Source organism: Arcobacter sp. (assembly GCF_050300555.1).
Classification (GTDB): Bacteria; Campylobacterota; Campylobacteria; order Campylobacterales; family Arcobacteraceae; genus Arcobacter.
This window is the reverse complement of sequence record NZ_JBNKXY010000010.1, coordinates 72,073-91,980: the sequence shown is the minus strand read 5'-3', so window position 1 is coordinate 91,980 and position 19,908 is coordinate 72,073. Positions and strand designations below refer to the sequence as shown.

The 19,908-nt window shown below is 28.5% G+C and carries 17 protein-coding genes; all 17 read right to left on the bottom strand.

All coding sequences use genetic code 11. The annotated features are described in order from the left end of the window. Positions 1–4: 4 nt before the first annotated feature. Positions 5–3,211, bottom strand: a complete 3,207-nt coding sequence (locus tag ACQY5W_RS09035) for a transporter substrate-binding domain-containing protein (RefSeq protein ID WP_428024635.1) — start codon at positions 3,209–3,211, stop codon at positions 5–7. A 92-nt stretch (positions 3,212–3,303) separates the two neighbouring features. Continuing rightward, positions 3,304–3,891, bottom strand: coding sequence for an urease accessory protein UreG (gene ureG / locus ACQY5W_RS09030; protein ID WP_428024634.1), 588 nt, complete (start codon positions 3,889–3,891; stop codon positions 3,304–3,306). A gap of 10 nt (positions 3,892–3,901) precedes the next feature. Further along, positions 3,902–4,600: an urease accessory protein UreF gene (locus tag ACQY5W_RS09025; RefSeq protein ID WP_428024633.1), complete on the bottom strand. Its 699-nt coding sequence runs from the start codon at positions 4,598–4,600 to the stop codon at positions 3,902–3,904. After that, positions 4,575–5,009, bottom strand: a complete 435-nt coding sequence (locus ACQY5W_RS09020; RefSeq protein WP_428024632.1) for an urease accessory protein UreE — start codon at positions 5,007–5,009, stop codon at positions 4,575–4,577. The genes ACQY5W_RS09025 and ACQY5W_RS09020 overlap by 26 nt, the downstream gene beginning before the upstream one ends. A 177-nt stretch (positions 5,010–5,186) precedes the next feature. Then, positions 5,187–5,531 carry a type II toxin-antitoxin system PemK/MazF family toxin gene (locus tag ACQY5W_RS09015; RefSeq protein WP_428024631.1) on the bottom strand — a complete coding sequence of 115 codons (345 nt, stop codon included), beginning with the start codon at positions 5,529–5,531 and terminating at the stop codon, positions 5,187–5,189. Continuing rightward, positions 5,518–5,769, bottom strand: coding sequence for a hypothetical protein (locus tag ACQY5W_RS09010; protein WP_428024630.1), 252 nt, complete (start codon positions 5,767–5,769; stop codon positions 5,518–5,520). Before ACQY5W_RS09010 ends, ACQY5W_RS09015 begins: the two co-directional genes overlap by 14 nt. A gap of 47 nt (positions 5,770–5,816) precedes the next feature. After that, complete coding sequence (gene ureC / locus ACQY5W_RS09005; RefSeq protein ID WP_428024629.1) at positions 5,817–7,517, bottom strand: urease subunit alpha; 1,701 nt, start codon at positions 7,515–7,517, stop codon at positions 5,817–5,819. Position 7,518: 1 nt separating this feature from the next. Then, a complete protein-coding gene (locus ACQY5W_RS09000; RefSeq protein ID WP_428024628.1) occupies positions 7,519–8,199 on the bottom strand; it encodes an urease subunit gamma in 681 nt (226 codons plus the stop codon). Between the two features lie 159 nt (positions 8,200–8,358). Beyond that, positions 8,359–10,098, bottom strand: coding sequence for a hypothetical protein (locus ACQY5W_RS08995; RefSeq protein WP_428024627.1), 1,740 nt, complete (start codon positions 10,096–10,098; stop codon positions 8,359–8,361). After that, positions 10,098–10,970, bottom strand: coding sequence for a virulence RhuM family protein (locus ACQY5W_RS08990; protein WP_428024626.1), 873 nt, complete (start codon positions 10,968–10,970; stop codon positions 10,098–10,100). The genes ACQY5W_RS08995 and ACQY5W_RS08990 overlap by 1 nt, the downstream gene beginning before the upstream one ends. Positions 10,971–11,055: 85 nt before the next feature. Next, on the bottom strand, positions 11,056–11,808 hold the full coding sequence (locus ACQY5W_RS08985; RefSeq protein ID WP_428024625.1) for an urease accessory protein UreD: 753 nt from the start codon (positions 11,806–11,808) through the stop codon (positions 11,056–11,058). Between the two features lie 12 nt (positions 11,809–11,820). Then, positions 11,821–12,516, bottom strand: a complete 696-nt coding sequence (gene urtE / locus ACQY5W_RS08980) for an urea ABC transporter ATP-binding subunit UrtE (protein WP_428024624.1) — start codon at positions 12,514–12,516, stop codon at positions 11,821–11,823. 121 nt (positions 12,517–12,637) lie between these two features. Then, on the bottom strand, positions 12,638–13,426 hold the full coding sequence (urtD, locus tag ACQY5W_RS08975) for an urea ABC transporter ATP-binding protein UrtD (RefSeq protein WP_428024623.1): 789 nt from the start codon (positions 13,424–13,426) through the stop codon (positions 12,638–12,640). Continuing rightward, a complete protein-coding gene (urtC, locus tag ACQY5W_RS08970) occupies positions 13,426–14,538 on the bottom strand; it encodes an urea ABC transporter permease subunit UrtC (RefSeq protein WP_428024622.1) in 1,113 nt (370 codons plus the stop codon). The genes urtD and urtC overlap by 1 nt, the downstream gene beginning before the upstream one ends. Positions 14,539–14,541: 3 nt before the next feature. After that, complete coding sequence (gene urtB / locus ACQY5W_RS08965; RefSeq protein ID WP_428024621.1) at positions 14,542–16,137, bottom strand: urea ABC transporter permease subunit UrtB; 1,596 nt, start codon at positions 16,135–16,137, stop codon at positions 14,542–14,544. A 45-nt stretch (positions 16,138–16,182) separates the two neighbouring features. Further along, complete coding sequence (gene urtA / locus ACQY5W_RS08960) at positions 16,183–17,460, bottom strand: urea ABC transporter substrate-binding protein (RefSeq protein ID WP_428024620.1); 1,278 nt, start codon at positions 17,458–17,460, stop codon at positions 16,183–16,185. Between the two features lie 88 nt (positions 17,461–17,548). Further along, the gene (locus ACQY5W_RS08955; protein ID WP_428024619.1) at positions 17,549–19,846 is read right to left on the bottom strand and encodes a response regulator; all 2,298 of its coding nucleotides are present in this window, start codon (positions 19,844–19,846) and stop codon (positions 17,549–17,551) included. Between the last annotated feature and the right edge of the window lie 62 nt (positions 19,847–19,908).

The window sequence follows — 19,908 nt, the reverse complement described above, 5'->3', positions numbered from 1 at the left end:
ATTTTTATAATAATACTGTTTTATTTTTCCCTGAATTTTTAGCTGAGTATAAAGCTGTATCAACTCTTTTAAATATAGTTTTAATATCATCAGAAACTTTAAATTCAACAACTCCTAGGCTTATTGTTTTATTTCCAACAACATCAAAATATTTATTTTCAACAGTTTTTCTAAGATTTTCAGCAACTATTTGAGCTTGATATATATTTGTATTTTCACAAATTATAAGAAACTCTTCTCCTCCCCATCTACCAATAACATCTATTTTTCTAAGATTTTTCTTTAAAATATTCGCAATAGTTTTTAATACATAATCCCCTACATCATGTCCATAAGTGTCATTTACGTTTTTAAAATTGTCTATGTCTATTAATATTAAAGAGAAATTTATATCAAATCTTTTAAATTCTTCAATTTTTATTAGCATGATTTCATCAAGTTTCATTCTGTTGTAAAGTTCTGTTAACTTATCCATAATTGATAACTCTTCAATTCTTTTTTTATCAGTTATATTTTCTGAAATCGATCTATAACCTATTTTAATATCATTTTTTATAATAGGTTCAATATACACATTTAACCAAATAGATTTTCCATCTTTTTTAAAATTTTTTATCTCTCCACACCAAATTTTATTATTTATAATTGTATTCCACAATTCACTAAAGAGCTCATTACTATTATCAGGATGTTTCATAAAAGTATGCTTTTTACCTATTAATTCATCTTCTAAATAACCAGTGGCATTACAATATGCTTCATTTGCATAGGTAATTATTCCTTCAGTATCAGTTGTAAGTATTAAAACATATTTATCAACCATTCTTTGTTGTTCTTCAATCTCATTTTTGGCTTTTGTTAACTCTTTATTTACAAGAATAACTGCACGATTTTTATATAAAATTGCTAAAACAATAAACAAAAAGATTAAACTTAATTGCCACAATAAAGTATAATTAACTTCTTGTGAAACTTTTATCTCAATCCATTTATTTACGATAGTTCTTTTTTTCTCTTCACTTATATCATCTAAGGCTTTTTGCATAATAGTATTTAATATTGGCTCATCATTTCTTGATGCTATACTAAGCTCAATATCAAATTCCAATTTACCTGCAATTTTCAAATCATACATTGAATATTTTTGTATTCCATAACCAATTGTTGGCATAGTATCAATATAACCAAACAACTCCCCATTACTTACTCTTTCTAATCCATCTTTTGTGTTAGCTACATCAACTATTTTTACAGATGGATTTCTTTGTTTTAATACTTCTATAAAAGCATAATTTTTTACTATACCAACTTTTTTATTACTCAAAGAAGTAGAATCTTTAATAAAAAGTTTATCCATCTTAGTTGCGATAACAAATGGTTCAGAAACGTATGGCTTAGTAAAATTCATTACATCTCTTCTACTTGGTACATCCATTGCAACAGGAAGTATGTCACATCTTTTATTTCTTATATTTTGTAAAGATTGAGCCCAATCAGTAGTTGGAACTAACTCTATTGGAGTATCAATATACTCAGATATTAAATTCATAAAATCAGCACCAATTCCTTTATGTTTACCATTTTTGTCAATTTGTTCAAAGGGAAGCCAATTGGGAAGAACACACATTTTTATTATTTTTTTATTTTTTAGATATTTAAATTCATTGGCATTTAAATTACGATTTGTATTATTATGAATAGTATCATTCATCCATTTTTGCTTCAGCTCTACAATTTTATTATGTGGTATTGCATCATTAACTTTTTCTAATATGGATTTTAATACAAAATTATCTTTTGAAACTGCCATAGGAAGCGCTGTTTTATTCCCAATTTGAAGATCATTTAATGTAATTATTTTTATATTTGTTAACCAATTTTTTTGAATATAATAATTTAGTGCAGGCAAACTTCCAATTGCTGCTTGTGCTTTTCCCATTGCAACATCTTCTACAGCATCAGCAGTTGATTTTGAAAAAAATAATCGTTGGTTTGGATAATTATTTTTTAAAAAAGTATGAATAAAAGTTTTTTTTGCAACTGCAATAGTTCCATCTTTTAAATCATTCATGGAGTTTATAGCACTAGTTTTTTCAACAGCTACACCTGTTGTGTATTCAATATGATTAAAATTTGTAAATTCTAAATATTTTTTTCTGTCATTATTTACTGCAATATGTGGAATCAAATCTATTTGTCTATTTTTTAACATCAACAAAAGTTCATCCCAAGGCTTATTATTAGTAAATTCAATATCAATATCTAAATATTTACCCACTAAGTTCATATAATCTACACTATAGCCCCTTAATTTTTCATTCTCATAAAAACTAAAAGGTGGAAAAGTATTTAATGCTCCCACATTCAAAAACTTTTTATTTTTTAAATACTCTTTTTCTTCAGCTGTTAAGTTTATATTATTTTTATTATCTAAACTATTAAGGCTAAAGGAAAACCACTTTTTACTTATTGTAGTTTTTAAATCATCTGATATGCAATTTAAACCTTTATTTAAAATAGAAATTGCTTCTGGATAATCTTTTCTTACTGAAAATACTAAATTTAACTTACTATTTGGTACTTCATCTAATATTTTCAAATAAGGTAATCTTTCCTTTTGTGCTAAATAAAAGATTTCATGATTACCAATTATTACATCAATTTTTCCCGTTACAAGATTTTTAAGAATTTCATCTACGGTTTGAAATGGCACTAAAATTGATTCTGTATATTGGGATACAAGTTTTTTATCAAATAGATTATTTTCTTGATAACCTATTTTTTTACCAACTAAATCACTACTTGAAGCGAGATGTTGAGAGTTATTATCTAAAATAATTAGGTATTTTTTAGTAGATGTATAAACATTTGAGAAATTAAAAAGCTGCGCTCTTTCAGCATGTATAGCACTTGTACTAAGACCATCAATTTTTCTTTTGCTAGCTTTTTCAACCATCTCTTTCCAAATACCAGTTTGTAGTTGAAAGTTTGCACCTGTATTTTTATTAATAAGATTTAAAATATCAACATCAAATCCAGAAAGATTACCATTACTATTAAATACAAATGGTGCCCAATTTGAATCAGTTCCTAAAGTAATTAGAGGATGTTTTTTAATCCAATCTTTTTCTTTTTGTGTTAAAACAGCTTCAGAAGCAAACAAATTAAATGAAAAAACTAATAATAATATTATTCTAAGTATTCTTTTCAAGTATATAAATCCTTTTAGAATGTTATTCTATCGAATGAATACTCATTTTAAGATTAGTAAAATGAAAAATATTTTTATATTTTATAATTTTTTTATAATAAAGCCTCTATCCAAGAAATAACTTGCCTTAAACTTTCTTCATCTTTATTTGAAATAAAAACAGAAGGTTTGTTTTTTCTATTAGTTTCCACATCGCTTTTCATAGATACTAAATCAACTCCAACATATGGGGAAAGGTCAGTTTTATTTACCACAAGTAAATCAGAAAAAAGAAGTCCTGCACCTTTTTTACGCGGTATATCTGCACCTTGTGCCACATCTATTACATACATATAATAATCAATCAACTCATAAGAAAAAGTAGCACTTAGATTATCTCCTCCACTTTCTACAAATGTAATATCAGGATTAAACTTCTTTTCAAGTTCTACTACTGCTTTTTGATTCATAGAGATATCATCCCTTATTGCTGTATGAGGGCAACCTCCTGTTTCAACACCTGTAATTCTATTTTCATCTAAATCAAGTGTTCTTTTAAGATAGTTTGCATCTTCTGTTGTATATATATCATTTGTGACAATTGCAAGTGAATACTTATCTTTTAGCAAATTTGTAAGACTCTCTATTAATGAAGTCTTTCCACTTCCTACTGGTCCTGCGATTCCTATTTTTAAACTCATCAATTTCCTTTTATGTTACAAATAACTTAGGTTCTAAATTTTTATGGCAAAATATAATCTCTTCAAAAAGGGGATTAAAATTTGTAATCTTTTTATCAATATTTTCAAAAATAATACCTTCTAAAATCTCATCAAACTCAAATAGCATCTTCTGTATTTGAGAGGGTTTTATTCTTGATATTTTAAGTGTTGTTGCAGCTATATTTATAAGGTTTTTTTTCGTCCACATAACAATAAAATCTTCCATGCTAATATCTAAGTCATATGACAAAGCACTTAAAACTACGATTTCATTTGCTTCGCAAGTTTTATTCTCTATCTCATCAAAATATTTTATTACTACATCTTTTGTAGCTAAATTTTTTATTTGAGCAAAATAGTTTTGACCTATATCTTTTGAGGCTTTTGCGTATTCATAAGTTAAATATGCACTATACTCATTATCAAGTTTTTTTATAAGATTTAATTTGTTATTTTCCAAAGCTTCATATACTTTTTTAATATACACAAACTCCATCTTTGAATATTGGTCTATAATTAGATTTTCTAAGTAGATTTTTAAACTTTTTTCATCATAAACTACCTCTTTTACAATGTGTGGTTCAAGCCCAAAAGAATGAACAAACATACCTGATGGAAAAGTTCCATCAAGTATTTGTAAAAATCTACTTATAGATTTAAGATTAGTGTGAGTGGTGTGCTTTGCCATTTGGCTTAAAATACCCTTTTGTTTTTTCTACATTTATCTCTTCATTTGCATAACACTCTTTTATAATATCTCCTAAAGATATATCATCTAAAACAGTTATCTTAAACTCTTCTATGTGTACTGGCTGATGTCGGTTTCCTATTTCATATGCAGTTTTTGCAAAAACTAAAGCATCTGAAAACTCCAAAACAAAAACCTCATCAGCACAGCGTTTTACTTTTATAGAATAGTTATCTTCACAAACTAAAATATCGTTTTCATGAAGATGGGTAAATTTTGCTTTTACTACAAAGTTTACACCACTTTTACTAACACCAGTTAAGTTAGGTTTTTGCATATCAAACCAAGATAGCTCAACCTCATCATTTGCTTCAATATCTTTTTTGATTTCTATAACTTTTTTTATCATCACACTACCTTAATAAATATAAAATATTATATTTAAATAAAATACTTTTGATATAAAAATATTGTTTAAAATATAGACATTTGCATTAAGATATAAAACTAAACATTTTTTGAGAAGTCCATAATTAGATGGAATAATATGAGTTTTTTATGAATTTGTATTTGAACTTTATATAATCTACAAAGCTAACATCGCTTTTATTCCATACTCTATTTGACTTAACTGTTTTTCATCCAATGAGCTAATCTTTTCACTAATTCTACTTTTTGATACACTTCTTAATTGTTCTATCATTGCATCACTATCTTTTTTTAAATTCTCTTTTTTTTCAATTCTTACTCTCAAAGGTAAAGCATCATCTATTAGATTTGTTGTTAAAGCAATGACACTCACTAAATCTAGGATTTCATTGAGTTGGGTATCTGAAACAATAATTGCTGGTCGTATTTTAGCTATTTCTTCAGATTTCTTTTGTGGATTGAAATTTACTAAAACGATATCTCCTCTTTTATATTCCATCATTTAATGTTCCTTCAAGTTCTTCAAACTCTTTATTTGCACTATTTTTTATTTTTAGAGCCGATTTAAGTAACTCTCGTTTTTGAGTATAATTAAAAAACTCTTCTGCTAGTTTTGTTCCAAGATATACACCCAATGTTTTATGAGCTTTTTTATCTTCTACGACAAAACTGTCATTTTCATCTATTCTTAATAATGAGGGATTTCGTATAATATCCCTAGAACCATATTTTTGTGTCATGATATTTCCTTATTGTCAAATATATGTCAATTATAGCAATATTTTTCTTAAAACATAAAATATTTTTTTGCCATCGGTACTACAGATACATAGTTTGAATCAATTAATTCCCCATTTACAGTTACATCATAAGTTTCAGGATTTACTTCAATATCTCCAATAAAGTCATTCAACTTCATATCTTTTTTACCTATATTTCTAGTATTCTTAACTGGCAATACTTTTTTTGAAATATCAAGTTTATTAGCTAAATTTTCACATGCTACTTTTGAAGTAAAAATTGCACTTGTTTTAGCACTTGCTTTTCCTAAACTTCCAAACATAGGTCTATACATATTTGGTTCTGGTGTTGGAATTGAAGCATTTGAATCACCCATCATACTAAGTGCTATAAATCCACCTTTAATGATAATCTCTGGTTTTACTCCAAAGAAAGCTCTATTCCATAAAACTAAGTCAGCCATCTTACCAACTTCTACACTTCCCACATACTCATCTATTCCACAAGCTATGGCTGGATTTATAGTATATTTTGCGATGTATCTTTTGATACGGTTATTATCACTTAATTCATCATCTCCAAGTAAAACACCACGTTGTTTTTTCATAGAATCTGCTACTTGCCATGTTCTAATAAGTACTTCCCCTACTCTTCCCATAGCTTGTGAATCGCTACTTGTGATACTAATAGCTCCCAAGTCATGCAACACATCTTCAGCTGCAATTGTTTTACCTCTAATTCTACTTTCTGCAAAACTTACATCTTCAGGAATCTTTGGACTCAAATGATGACATACCATAAGCATATCAAGGTGTTCTTCTATAGTATTTTTTGTATATGGCAATGTTGGATTTGTACTTGATGGCAATACATTTGCTAATCCTGCTACTTTCATAATATCAGGAGCATGTCCACCCCCTGCTCCCTCACTATGAAAGGTATGTATTGTTCTATTATTAAAAGAATCAACTGTATTATCCACAAATCCTGATTCATTTAAAGTATCTGTATGAATTGCAACTTGTACATCATACTCATCTGCAACACTTAAACAAGTATCAATAGCCTTTGGTGTACTTCCCCAATCTTCATGCAGTTTTAATCCCATAGCACCAGCTTTTATTTGAACTTCTAGTGCCTCTTTACAAGAGCTGTTTCCTTTTCCCATAAAACCAAAGTTAAGTGGTAAGTTATCCACGCTTTGTATCATCTTACCAATATTCCACTCTCCTGGTGTACATGTTGTGGCATTTGTTCCAGTATTTGGTCCCGTTCCTCCACCTATCATAGTGGTAACTCCACTTGCTAAGGCAACATCAATTTGACCCGGACTTATAAAATGAATATGTGAATCTATCCCACCAGCAGTTATGATTTTGCCTTCAGCTGATAGTATTTCTGTATTTGCACCTATTTCAAGCCCTTCTGTGATACCATCACAAAGATTTGGATTACCAGATTTTCCAATGGCAGATATTACTCCATCTTTGATTCCAATATCAGCTTTATAAATACCTGTATAATCTATAATAATGGCATTTGTGATAATCAAATCAGCAACATCAACAGCCGTTGGACTTTGTGACATACCATCACGTACAGTTTTACCACCACCAAACTTACTCTCTTCTCCGTAAATTGTATAATCTTTTTCTATCTTAGCTATTAAAGAAGTATCAGCTAGTCTAAATCTATCACCAGTCGTTGGTCCATACATTGAAGCATATTTTTCTTTTGATATTTTCATCTTATACTCCTAAAAACTTTTCTAAATTTTTCATGGCATTTTGTTTTGTTGAAACATCATCTAAAAAGCCTTCAACTAAACCATTAAATCCACTCATATATCTTTTACCACTAAACTCTATTAGATTTATCTCTTTTACAGAACCTGGCTCAAATCGTACAGACGTTCCTGCTGGTATATCAAGTCTTTTCCCATAAGCCTCTTTTCTATCAAAATCAAGTTCTTTATTCACTTCAAAAAAGTGATAGTGTGATCCAATTTGAACTGGTCTGTCGCCTCTGTTTTCAACTTGTAAAGTTGTAATTTGTTTGTTTTCATTTAAAGTAATTTCACCACTTGATATAAAATATTCACCCGGTTCAATATCTACTTTTTTACTTGTAGTAATAGGATTGTGAACAGTTACAAGTTTAGTACCATCATCAAATGTAGCTTCCACTTGTACCATGTGCATCATAGAAGCAATTCCATCCATAACATCATCTTCAGTTAAAATTTTTGTGGCATCAACCATAAGCTCAGCTACACTTTTACCATCTCTCGCACCTTCAATGATGTATGCGCTAATAATCGCTGTTGCTTCTGGAAAGTTAAGCTTTAAGCCCCTATTTTTTCGCTCATGGGCGAGTTTTGAAGCGGTATAAAGCATCAGTTTTTCTTGTTCTCTATTGGTTAAAAACATCTTGTTATCTCCTTTCTACAGATAAGTTTATTTGGTTGATTTAGTTTGTTCATATTGCCAATCCTTCTAAAAACATTTTCCAACTTTGTCCACCTCAGTGGCTTCAACGAGTTGTTCTAAAATATTTTTATTACTATTAATTTAATAATCTATATGCATCTATATCAATTTTTCTTCTTCTAAAAAAATGATTTTATCCCGATATTTTTCATCATTTTTCAATTCATCTAAAATCTCTTTTAATATACTTATATCGGAATCTCTACTATGATTATTAACTATTAAAATAATCAATCTAAAAAACTCTTTTGAACTTATCATCTCATCTTTAATCTCATCTTTATATTTCTTAATAATTATTTCATCTTTCCTACTCAAATAAGCATTATTTTCTACAACTAAATTATTAAAAAAATTATTTAAATCATATATATCATATACTTCCCTATGTTTGTTTACAAATTCTTTTAATTCTGGATATGTATTTAACATGTTTTCAACATCATTACGTTGAAATATTCCCTCTTTTTCATTATCTTGAGTATCCATAACATTTTTAATATAATTCTCTAAAATTTCTTTTTTTAATATAATTTTATTTTTATCATTAGTATTTTCTAACTTTTTTATATATTGATTCAGTTTATCTAAAGATAAAATATTAGAAAGTTTAGTCTTATTTTTTTCTAATATTTTTATTAATTGACTATCATAGTTTTCTTTTGATAAATTTAACTGATATAAATAGTTATCATCTAACTGCTTAAATGCTTCTTGAACATCTAATATAAAAGTATTTTCATTTTCATTTTGCAAAAATTCTTTGATTTCATTTTCATTTATCAAGGCACTATAGAGATAGTTGTATAATATTTTTTCTAACTTATGCCAATATATTTTTGATTCATAATCTTTCAAGCACTTCTCAAATTTTTCAATTTTATCAAAATCTTCAATTTCAGCTTTTTTTATATTAGATTGTCGTGATATAGATTTTAATGTTGAATATTTATCTTTTGCTTCTTTATAACTTTTAAATTCCTCAAATTCCTTTTCTGACAAATTATGAATCATTTTAAAAGAAAAAGTTGCTAATGCTGTTTGTAAGAATTTTTCAATTATTCTACTATCTAAATTCAATTCTATAATAAATAAAAATTTATGCAAATGATATAAACATTGATTTATAACTCTTATATTTTTAATCTCTTTTTTATTAAAAAAATCAAATATAATATCCTTATCAAAATGTAACTCTTTTGTTACTGCATCAAAACATTCTTTTACACTAGGCTTATAATGAAATTCATAATCTACAATTTTTTCTTTATATAATGAAAATATTTCACTATATGGCTTTTTGTCTATGTTTGACAAATTGTCAAGCTCATTCTCATTTAGAATAATCACAACTTGGCATTTCTTTTTTTCTTTTAACTCAGATAAAAAGCCCATAAAGTCTTTAAAATCAATTTTACTTGAAATCCTTTCTATGTCATCAAAACAAATAACTATTTCTTTAAAATCACCTTCTGTTAATAAAGAAAAGAGACTACTAATTATTTCCATATTTAATGGTATAGTTACATTATCATCTAATTTTAATACCGTTTTTAAACTTTTAAACCTTGATACAATATTTTTATTTAGCCAGTTTGTAGATTTTTTGAATTTTGATATATTAAATAAAATATTTGTTTTTATCTCATCAATTGAATTTAATCCAAATAAAGAAATATATACCTGCTTGTCAGTTTGAGTAATATAATCAGAAACTTCTTCTTTCCAAAAATAAGTTTTGCCCACGCCCCATTCACCAGACAAAATAGTAATAAATGCTTCTTTAGATGTAAAGAGTTCTTTTAAAGACTCTTTAATAAGTTCTTTATTTGTTTCCATTATTTCAATCTTCCTAAAATATCCAAAGCCTCTATCTCAAATTTAGAAAATGCAAACCACTTTTTACCTAAGTCTTTGAGACTTGCACCAATGTGATAAATCTCTTTATTATCTATGATTAAAAATCTGTCATGGGCTTTTTTGAACTCTTGAAGCTCTATATTTTGATATTGAGCTTTATATTTTTGATAATCAAGATTAAGGTATTTAGAGATCTTTTGAGTATAAATTTTGAATTTTAGATTTTGGTATTTACTAAAGAGTGTGAAAACTGTATCATCGACATAGTTATCTATCAGTATTACTTCATTTGTTGCACTTTTTAGCAAATCATTGATAAAAACATAGGCATCGTAGATTTGACCATCAAAAAAGATTCCCTTACTTGGCTTAAAGCTATCACCATTAATAAGTGCTTTCATTTCTTGCATTTGTGATTTTAAAAATACTACCTCATTTTCCAAAGATACAAATCTATCATTTGTGATTTTTTCAGAGTTTATGACATACCCATCAGTAATGTAGTTTTTAAGTACAGATGTTGCCCATTGTCTAAAGGTTGTAGCTTTTTTGGAATTAACTCGGTATCCTACGGATATAACAACATCAAGATTATAGTGTTCAACTTCTCTTTTAACTTTTCTTTTTCCCTCTTGTTGAACTATTAAGTATTTCTGAATAGTTCGATTTTCAAAAAGTTCTTCCTCTTTGTAAATAGCTTTAATGTGCATATTTATATTTGGAATTGTAACTTCAAAAAGCTCTGCTATTTGTTTTTGAGTTAGCCAAAGGGTATCTTTTGTAACTGAAACATTCAGTTCTAGTTCACCATCATTATAAATAACCATATCTGATTTATTTTGTTCATTCATCGTTTTAAGTCCCAAATATTCATTTTATAAATAATACTCAAATAATTTATTCAGATTAAAAAATATGTCATTTTGCAATATCAACTCACTGTTTCCCTAAATTAAATATCTCTTTATTTAAATCTTTTCTATAAAATTCCCATATTTTCATAATCTTTAATTTTAGATTTGACATATTATTAGAACTAATTACTCCAATTATGATTTTTTTATTATGACTAAAAGAAAAAGATTCAAAACCATTTTGCTGTATATTTTTTATAAAGTTTTCATTTTCTTTTGTTTTCATATATACTTTTGCAAAAATAAAGTTTTCACTATTTTTTCTTTGAATATAATTTTTTAATTCATCTCCACATACATCAAATTTTTCAATGTACTCTTTTTTCTTATTGCAAATAAAAACATTTTTAATCAACATTTTTGAAAAATCAAACTCCTCAAAACTTCTTCCACGACTCAAAATATCTGAGTAAAAAAAAGTTGAGCTATCATCATAGTCTAGATTAAAAAACTGAATATATTTTGAGTCTTTATATAAAATAAGTTCGTCATTTAGAAACTCTAGGTTTGAGCCATTTTGAATTGTTATATCTATTTTATTTATTCCATACTCTTTTTTTGATGGATAAATTTTAGTTGCTGATTCAGTCGTAAGTATTAAATTTGAATTATCAAGTTTGAAAGAGGTTCTAATTTTGTCTTTTGGGAAAATACCCTCACCTATATTTAGAAGTTTTATATAATTTTCTTCCTCACTAAAGTAATAGTGTCTTGAAGGAAGTTCCAATTTATCTAAAGAAAATTTATCATCTTTAAAATTAAATTTTATACTCATTTTATTCCTAGTTTATACCGATAGATGTTGTTTTATTATATCATCGCTTAACTGTGAAATCTCTCCTTGTGCCACTACACTTCCTCTATCTATTACATAAAAATCATCCCCATGTCGTCTTGCAAAAGGAAGTTTTTGTTCCACAAGTAAAACGGTCATATCTTCTTCTTTTGTAAGGTAGTCAATCACTTCTCCAATTTGGGCTACGATATTTGGTTGTATTCCTTCACTTGGCTCATCAAGAATTAAAAACTTTGGATCAATACAAAGTGCTCTTGCGATTGCAAGTTGTTGTTGCTGACCACCAGATAAATCCCCACCTTTTCTTTTTTGCATATCTTTTAATACAGGGAAAAGTTCATATATTTTTTCTGGAACTTTTGAGATTTTATTTCTATTTGCCAATACTCCAATTTGTAAGTTTTCTAGGACACTTAGTTGAGAAAATATCTCTCTTCCTTGAGGAACATAACCTATAGCTATACTTGCTCTTTTGTGGTCAGCAAGTTTTGATATGTCTTGCCCATCATAGATGATTTTTCCATCTTTAATAGGAAGTAATCCCATAATAACTTTACTAAGTGTTGTTTTACCAACTCCATTTCTTCCCATAAGACAAGTACACCGACCCTTTTTAACTTCTAAATCCAAATCCCAAAGGGTGTGACTTTGACCGTAATATTGATTTATTTTTTCTATTTTTAACATTAATTTTCCTTCAATTCAAAAAAATCCAAAGAATGTGGCTAGTACAAAGCAAAGATTTTGAAGTTTACTATTAGTAAATGAAAAATCTTTAACGAAGTAATAGGTGCATTATTTGGATTTTTTATTCTCCCAAATACACACGTCTTACTTTCTCATTGTTTTGTATAGCATCCATATTACCTTCAGCTAAAACAGAACCCTCATGCAATACTGTTACTTTACTTGCAATACTTCGTATAAACTCCATATCATGTTCTACGACAACTACCGCATTCTCTTTTGATAGACTAGTTAAAATTTCTGCTGTTTTTTCCACCTCTTGTGGTGTCATACCTGCAACTGGCTCATCCACCAAAAGTAATTTTGGCTCTTGCATGATAAGCATACCAATTTCTAGCCACTGTTTTTGACCATGGGATAAAATACCTGCGTCCATATTGTAAAGTTCTTTTAGACCGATTAGTTTCATGGTCTCTTCGATTTTGTCTTTTTGTTCAGTTCTTAGTTTTGAAAAAAGAGTTTTGAAAAATCGTTTATCATCTTTCATAGCAAGTTCAAGGTTTTCAAAAACTGTATGATTTTGAAAAACTGTTGGCTTTTGGAATTTTCTTCCAATACCTATTTCAGAAATTGATGGCTCATCTAGGTCAAGTAAATTAACCGCTTCTCCAAAAATAACCTCTCCCTCATCTGGTCTTGTTTTTCCAGTAACTACATCCATCATAGTTGATTTTCCTGCACCATTTGCTCCAATGATACATCTTAATTCCCCATAATTAATCGAAAAACTCAAGTTATTTAGGGCTTTAAATCCATCAAAACTAACACTAACACCATCAACTAATAATATTCTATCTCCTATTTTAAGATTACCAATATTTTGTTCATTTTCATGTCTTAATAGTTTCATTATTTAGCCTTTCCAAGTTTTGCACTAATTTTACTTATAAGTCCAACTACACCTTGTGGAAGATATAAAGTTACAAGTACAAACAATCCACCTAAAGCATATAACCAAACTTCAGGAAGTGCAGAGGTAAAATAGGTACTTGCAAAATTTACAATAATAGCTCCAATAATAGCTCCATATAAAGTTCCTCTTCCACCTATTGCTACCCAAATAACAAGTTCAATAGAAAATAGTGGTGAAAATACACCAGGGTTTATGATTCCCACTTGTGGAACATAAAGTGCTCCTGCGATTCCTGCAAGTATGGCAGAAACAACAAAAATAAATAATTTGTACTGTTCAACTTTATATCCTAAAAATCTTACTCTACTCTCTGCATCTCGTATAGATATAACTACACGTCCTAGTCTTGAATTGATAATAAACCTACATATCAAATATCCCAAAGTCAATGCTAAAAATGTAATTATTAATAAACCAACTCTTGTAGAATCAGCTGACAAGTCAAATCCTAAAATATCTTTAAAATCAGTCAAACCATTGTTTCCACCAAAGCCCATGTCATTTCTAAAAAATGCTAACATAAGTGCATAGGTCATAGCTTGTGTTATGATTGAAAGATAAACTCCTGTAACCCTTGATTTGAAAGCAAACCAACCAAATACAAAAGCTAAGATTGCAGGTACTAACATAATCATAATAAAAGTAAACAAAGGATTATCAAACCCATACCAAAACCAAGGCAACTCTTTAAGATTCATAAATACCATAAAATCAGGTAATTCAGGATTTCCATAAACTCCTCTATCACCAATTTGTCGCATAAGATACATGGCAAGTCCATATCCACCAAGGGCAAAAAATGCTCCATGACCAAGACTTAACACTCCTAAATATCCCCAAACTAAATCAAGGGCAAGTGCTAAAAGTGCAAAAGCTAAATACTTACCTAAAATTGTAACTGTAAAAGTTGAGATATAAAATGCTGAATCACTAGGGACAAATAGGTTACAAAATGATACTACAAAAACCACAAGTGCAAGTGTTGATAAAACTATCTTCCCACCTTTGTCATTTTCCAAAATTTTAAAAATTATTGATTTATTCTTCATCTTCTAATCCTGTGCATCTCGACCTTTTTGAGGAAATAGTCCTCTAGGTCTTTTTTGTATAAATAAAATGATAAATACTAAGATAATAACTTTTGCTAACACGGCACCTGAAATTGGTTCAATGAATTTATTTATCTCCCCTAAAGTAAGAGCTGCTATTAAAGTACCCCATAAGTTACCAACTCCACCAAATACAACTACCATAAAACTATCTACTATATAAGCTTGTCCTAGATTTGGTCCTACATTTGTAAGTTGTGATAAAGCAACTCCTGCAACTCCTGCTATTCCTGAACCAATACCAAAAGTAGCTGCATCTATAAAACTTGACTTTATACCCATAGCCCTTGCAATTGGTCTATTTTGAGATACTGCTCGAACTTTTAGTCCTAAAGAAGTCTTTTTCATCACATAAAGAATTGCTAAAAATACCATCAATGCAAATACAACAATATATAATCTATTGTATGTAAGTGATAAAGCACTATTTACTTCAAAAGCTCCACTCATCCATGAAGGGGTTTTAACCTCTTGGTTAAGTGGTGAATAGATAGTTCGAACTAATTGTTGTAAAATCAAACTTACCCCAAAAGTTGCAAGTAGTGTTTCAAGTGGTCTTCCATAAAGATAACGTATAACTAATCTTTCTATTAAAATTCCCACCAATCCACTCACTATAAAAGCAGCAGGTATTGCAATAATTACAGAATACTCTATTAAATTAGGAAGTAGTTGTTGAATAGTATATGTAGTATAAGCTCCTATCATAATCAACTCACCATGAGCCATATTAATCACTTTCATAACTCCAAAAGTAATAGCAAGACCAATGGCAGCTAATAGTAAAACTGAACCTAAACTAAGACCAAAAAAAGCAGTTTCAACTAAAGAATAAAAACTCTTTTTTAATTCAACTATATCAACTGAACGCGACGCTATATCTTTTAGCTTTTCATCATCACTATTTTTAAGAACATCTTTTAATGTTGAAAGTGATTTAGTAGAGATAAAACTACCCAGTTTGTCAACTGCCTCATATTTCTCTTGATTTGTTCCATATTGTGCAATCAAAATAGTATTGGCTTCATCTAATATATCTCTAACACTAGATGACTTTTCACTCTCTAAAGCCTCAACAATAAGCTCATTATCCTCTACTTTTAAGTACTTTAATAAGTTTTTTGCAGAACTTAATCTTTTGTCTTCATTTTTAGAAAATAGATTTATTTTTGAAAGTGAAGCATTGATAACATTTCTTAATTTATTATTTATTTTTACCTTAACAAAATCGTATTTTGAAGCTTCTCTTAACTCTTCATTGGAAAAGATATCAGCTGTTAGGTAGTTATTGTTATTTTTTTCTTTCAAAAAAACAATTCTTTTATGCTCTTTTGTAAAATATAAGTCGCCTATTAAAAGCTTTTGTAACAATACTTCCAACTTCTCATCATCTTTATACTTTTTTGTTAAATCCAAAATTGCTTTCTCTTTTGTAGAAAAGCTATTTGATAAAAGTTCTTGTGAGTCTGTTTGAAGATTTGAAGCGACTAATGATGTTAGAATTAATAAATTAAGCAATATTATTTTTAATATTTTCATGATTACCTTTCATTTAAAATATGAGAGTTACCTCTCATATTTTAATTATTTAGCACCTACACACATTTTAGTTTTAGTGTTATAGTTTCCACAATTAACTGGTTTTGTCCAATCAGAGATTAAATCTTTACTTCCTGGTAAATAGTTAGACCAAGCATCACCTGGAACTTCTTTTTGCGTTGACCATACAGTTTCAAATTGACCATCTTCTTGAATCTCTCCAATAAGAACTGGTTTTGTAATATGGTGATTTTTAAGCATAGTTGCAGTTCCACCTGTAAGATTTGGAACAGATAGACCAATAATCGCATCTCTTACTTTATCAACATTTGTTGTACCAGCTTTTTCAACAGCTTTTACCCATAAGTTAAATCCAATATATGTAGCTTCCATTGGGTCATTTGTAACTCTTTTATCATTTTTAATATATTTTTTCCAAGTTGAAATAAACTTATCATTCAATTCAGATTGTGCACTTTGGAAGTAGTTCCATGCAGCTAAATGCCCAACTAAAGGTTTAGTATCAAGTCCTGAAAGTTCCTCTTCTCCAACAGAAAACGCAATAACTGGAATAGATGAAGATGAGATACCTTGGTTACCTAACTCTTTATAAAAAGGAACGTTTGCATCACCATTGATAGTTGAAACCACTGCTGTTTTTTTACCAGCACTTCCAAATTTTTTGATATCAGATACGATTGATTGCCAATCTGAATGCCCAAATGGAGTATAGTTAATCATAATATCAGATGCTTTTACACCTTTTGATTTTAAATATGCTTCTAAGATTTTGTTTGTAGTTCTTGGATATACATAATCAGTACCAGCTAAAACCCATCTTTTAACACCCATATCGTTCATCAGATAATCAACTGCAGGGATTGCTTGTTGGTTTGGTGCAGCACCTGTATAAAATACATTTTTACTAGACTCTTCACCCTCATATTGAACAGGATAAAAAAGTAAACCATTTAACTCTTCTACAACAGGAAGAACCGATTTTCTAGAAACTGATGTCCAACAACCAAATGTAACATCAACTTTATCTTTTGTTAAAAGACCTCTCATTTTTTCTGCAAAAAGTGGCCAGTTTGATGCAGGGTCAACCACAACAGGCTCTAATTTTTTACCTAAAATACCACCTTTTTTATTTTGCTCATCAATCAGCATTAAAACTGTATCTTTTAGTGTTGTTTCACTAATTGCCATTGTTCCTGATAGTGAGTGTAAAACACCAACTTTGATTGTATCAGCAGCTTGAGCCATCATACTCATAGTTACAATTGCTGATGCAGCTAAAACTTTTGTGAATCTACTTTTCATTAATTCTCCTTTAATTTTAGTCTTTATGACTACTAAAAAGAAGTATAAAATAGAAGTGTTGTTTAAGTGTTGTTTTTAAATAAACTTTTCAAGATTGCTGTATATTTTTTATACAGATTTCACTTATCTCTTTATATTTGAAGTTTTCAATTAGCTTTTTAAAATAGATTTTTAAATCTACATCTATCTTGCTGTTTGATAAAAGTTCTTCAATACTTTTAGAATCCATAAGTAAAGCAAACTCATTTAAGCTTTTATAAAACTCATTGTCAAGTTCTGGCAATCTATCTAAAATATCTACTTTTTCTTCACTATTTTCCAAATATTTTAGCTTCAAATTAAAATACTGTGAAAGAACTATCAATAACTCTTTTTCATCAATAGGTTTTGATAAAAAGTTATCTGCACCACTTTTAAGTGCTGTTTGTTTATCTTCATTAAATACATTTGCTGAAACTGCTACCATAGGAATTGTGTTGTTTTTTTCTCTAATGATTTTCATGGTTTGTAAACCATCAAGACCACTCATTTTTATATCCATAAAAATAAGATTTAAATCCTCTTTTTCAAATATTTCTATGGCTTCATAACCACTACTTGCTTGAAAAACTTTAAAACCGTATGAATTTAACATTTGGGTTAAAAGATTTCTATTTATTTCAATATCATCCACCACAAGTATAGATTTATCCTCTTTTATTTTTTCTATGCCTACAATATCTTTAACTTTTGTGTGTGCTAAAACATCGCTTTCTTTGGCATTTTTATACTCCACACTAAAATAAAATTGTGTACCTTCACCTATTTTACTTTTTACGTAAATTGAGCCATTCATTAATGTAATTAACTCTTTTGTAATAGAAAGTCCTAAACCTGTTCCATTTTTATTATAATCATCATGTTTTATTTGCTCAAAGGGTTTAAATATTCTTTTTAAATCTTTATTATCTATACCTATTCCGCTATCTTTTATCTCAAAAAATAGTTTATTACTTTTTTCATATAGATATAAAGAGATTTCTCCTTTGTTTGTAAATTTCAAACTATTACTTAAAAGATTAATTAATATTTGTCTTAATCTTAAATCATCCATTTTTACTATTTGTGGTAAATTTTCATCCATAATAATTTTAAAATCTAAGCCCTTTTCTTTACATCTAAAAGCAAAGATAGAGTTGATATCTTCTATTAACTCTTTTAGATTAAAAACCTTTGGTATAATCTCTATTTTCCCTGCTTCTATTTTAGATAATTCTAAAATCTCATTTATAATATTTAAAAGATGTTCTCCACTTCTTTTTATGATATTTAGATTGTTTTTTTCTTCTTGTGTTGCATTCATTGATTTTTTTAAAATATTTGAAAAGCCAAGTATTGCATTTAATGGAGTTCTTAGTTCATGGCTCATACGAGCCAAAAATATTGATTTTGCTCTATTAGCACTTTTTGCATCTTCCATAGCAATTTTTAGCTGTTGTTCACTTTTGATTAGTTTTTCTGTATTTTCTTTAAAAATCAAAACAGCACCTGTCATATCGCCGACTTCATCTTCATATTTATTTTTTTCTAAATCAACACTCATGTCATTTGATGAGAGTCTAAGCATGGCAACTCTTAATAAATCTATTGGATATACGATTCTAAATAAAATGATAAAAAATGACATCAAGAAAAATATAACAGAAAAAAGAACTATTACATTTACATAAAACTCTTGCTCTTTTACCATCTTTCTAGCTTCATTTACCCTCTCTTGAGTTCTACTTTCAAAGGCCTTATAAAAGTTATCAAGGGGTTGCATGATTCTTATTTTTGCTTTGTGATAATCACTTGAGTGCATAAGTTCCCTTGCAAGTTTAAAATCAGGTTTTCCTTTTATGGTAAACTCTCCCTTTTCATCTTGAAATATACCTTTTACTGCATTCATTGCTTTGTGTTCAAGTTTTGTTAAATCATCAGACTCATTTTGGGAAGCAAAAAGCAAATTCAACTCTGACTCGGGGAAGTTTGCCCTTTTCATAAGCTCTCTTAAGGGTACTTTCTCTCCTTCTAAAATAGGGGTTGTATTATCTAAAGTATAAAAATCCCAAAATATTCCATTATATCTTTTAGGTCTATTTTTTGTTCCATTTCTAATATCAAGAACTGTTTTGTATTGTTCTTCAAATCTTGGATTTCCAGTTATTACATAAGTTCGTGCCATCCGCGTAAGGTCATCACTACTTTGTCTTAATTCATGGGCAAGGATAAGTGACTTGTACTGCATTTGATAAGCATCTTCAAGTTTAATAGTTGAGTTTTGGTATTTGTTAATAACAACAGCAACACTTATAAAGGAAATGGTATTTAAAATAAAAAGTAACATAAAGAGTTTTTTTAGATTCAATATATGCCCTCATTTTGATTTTATATCTTTTATCCTATAATCTTAGCAACAAAGTGATATAA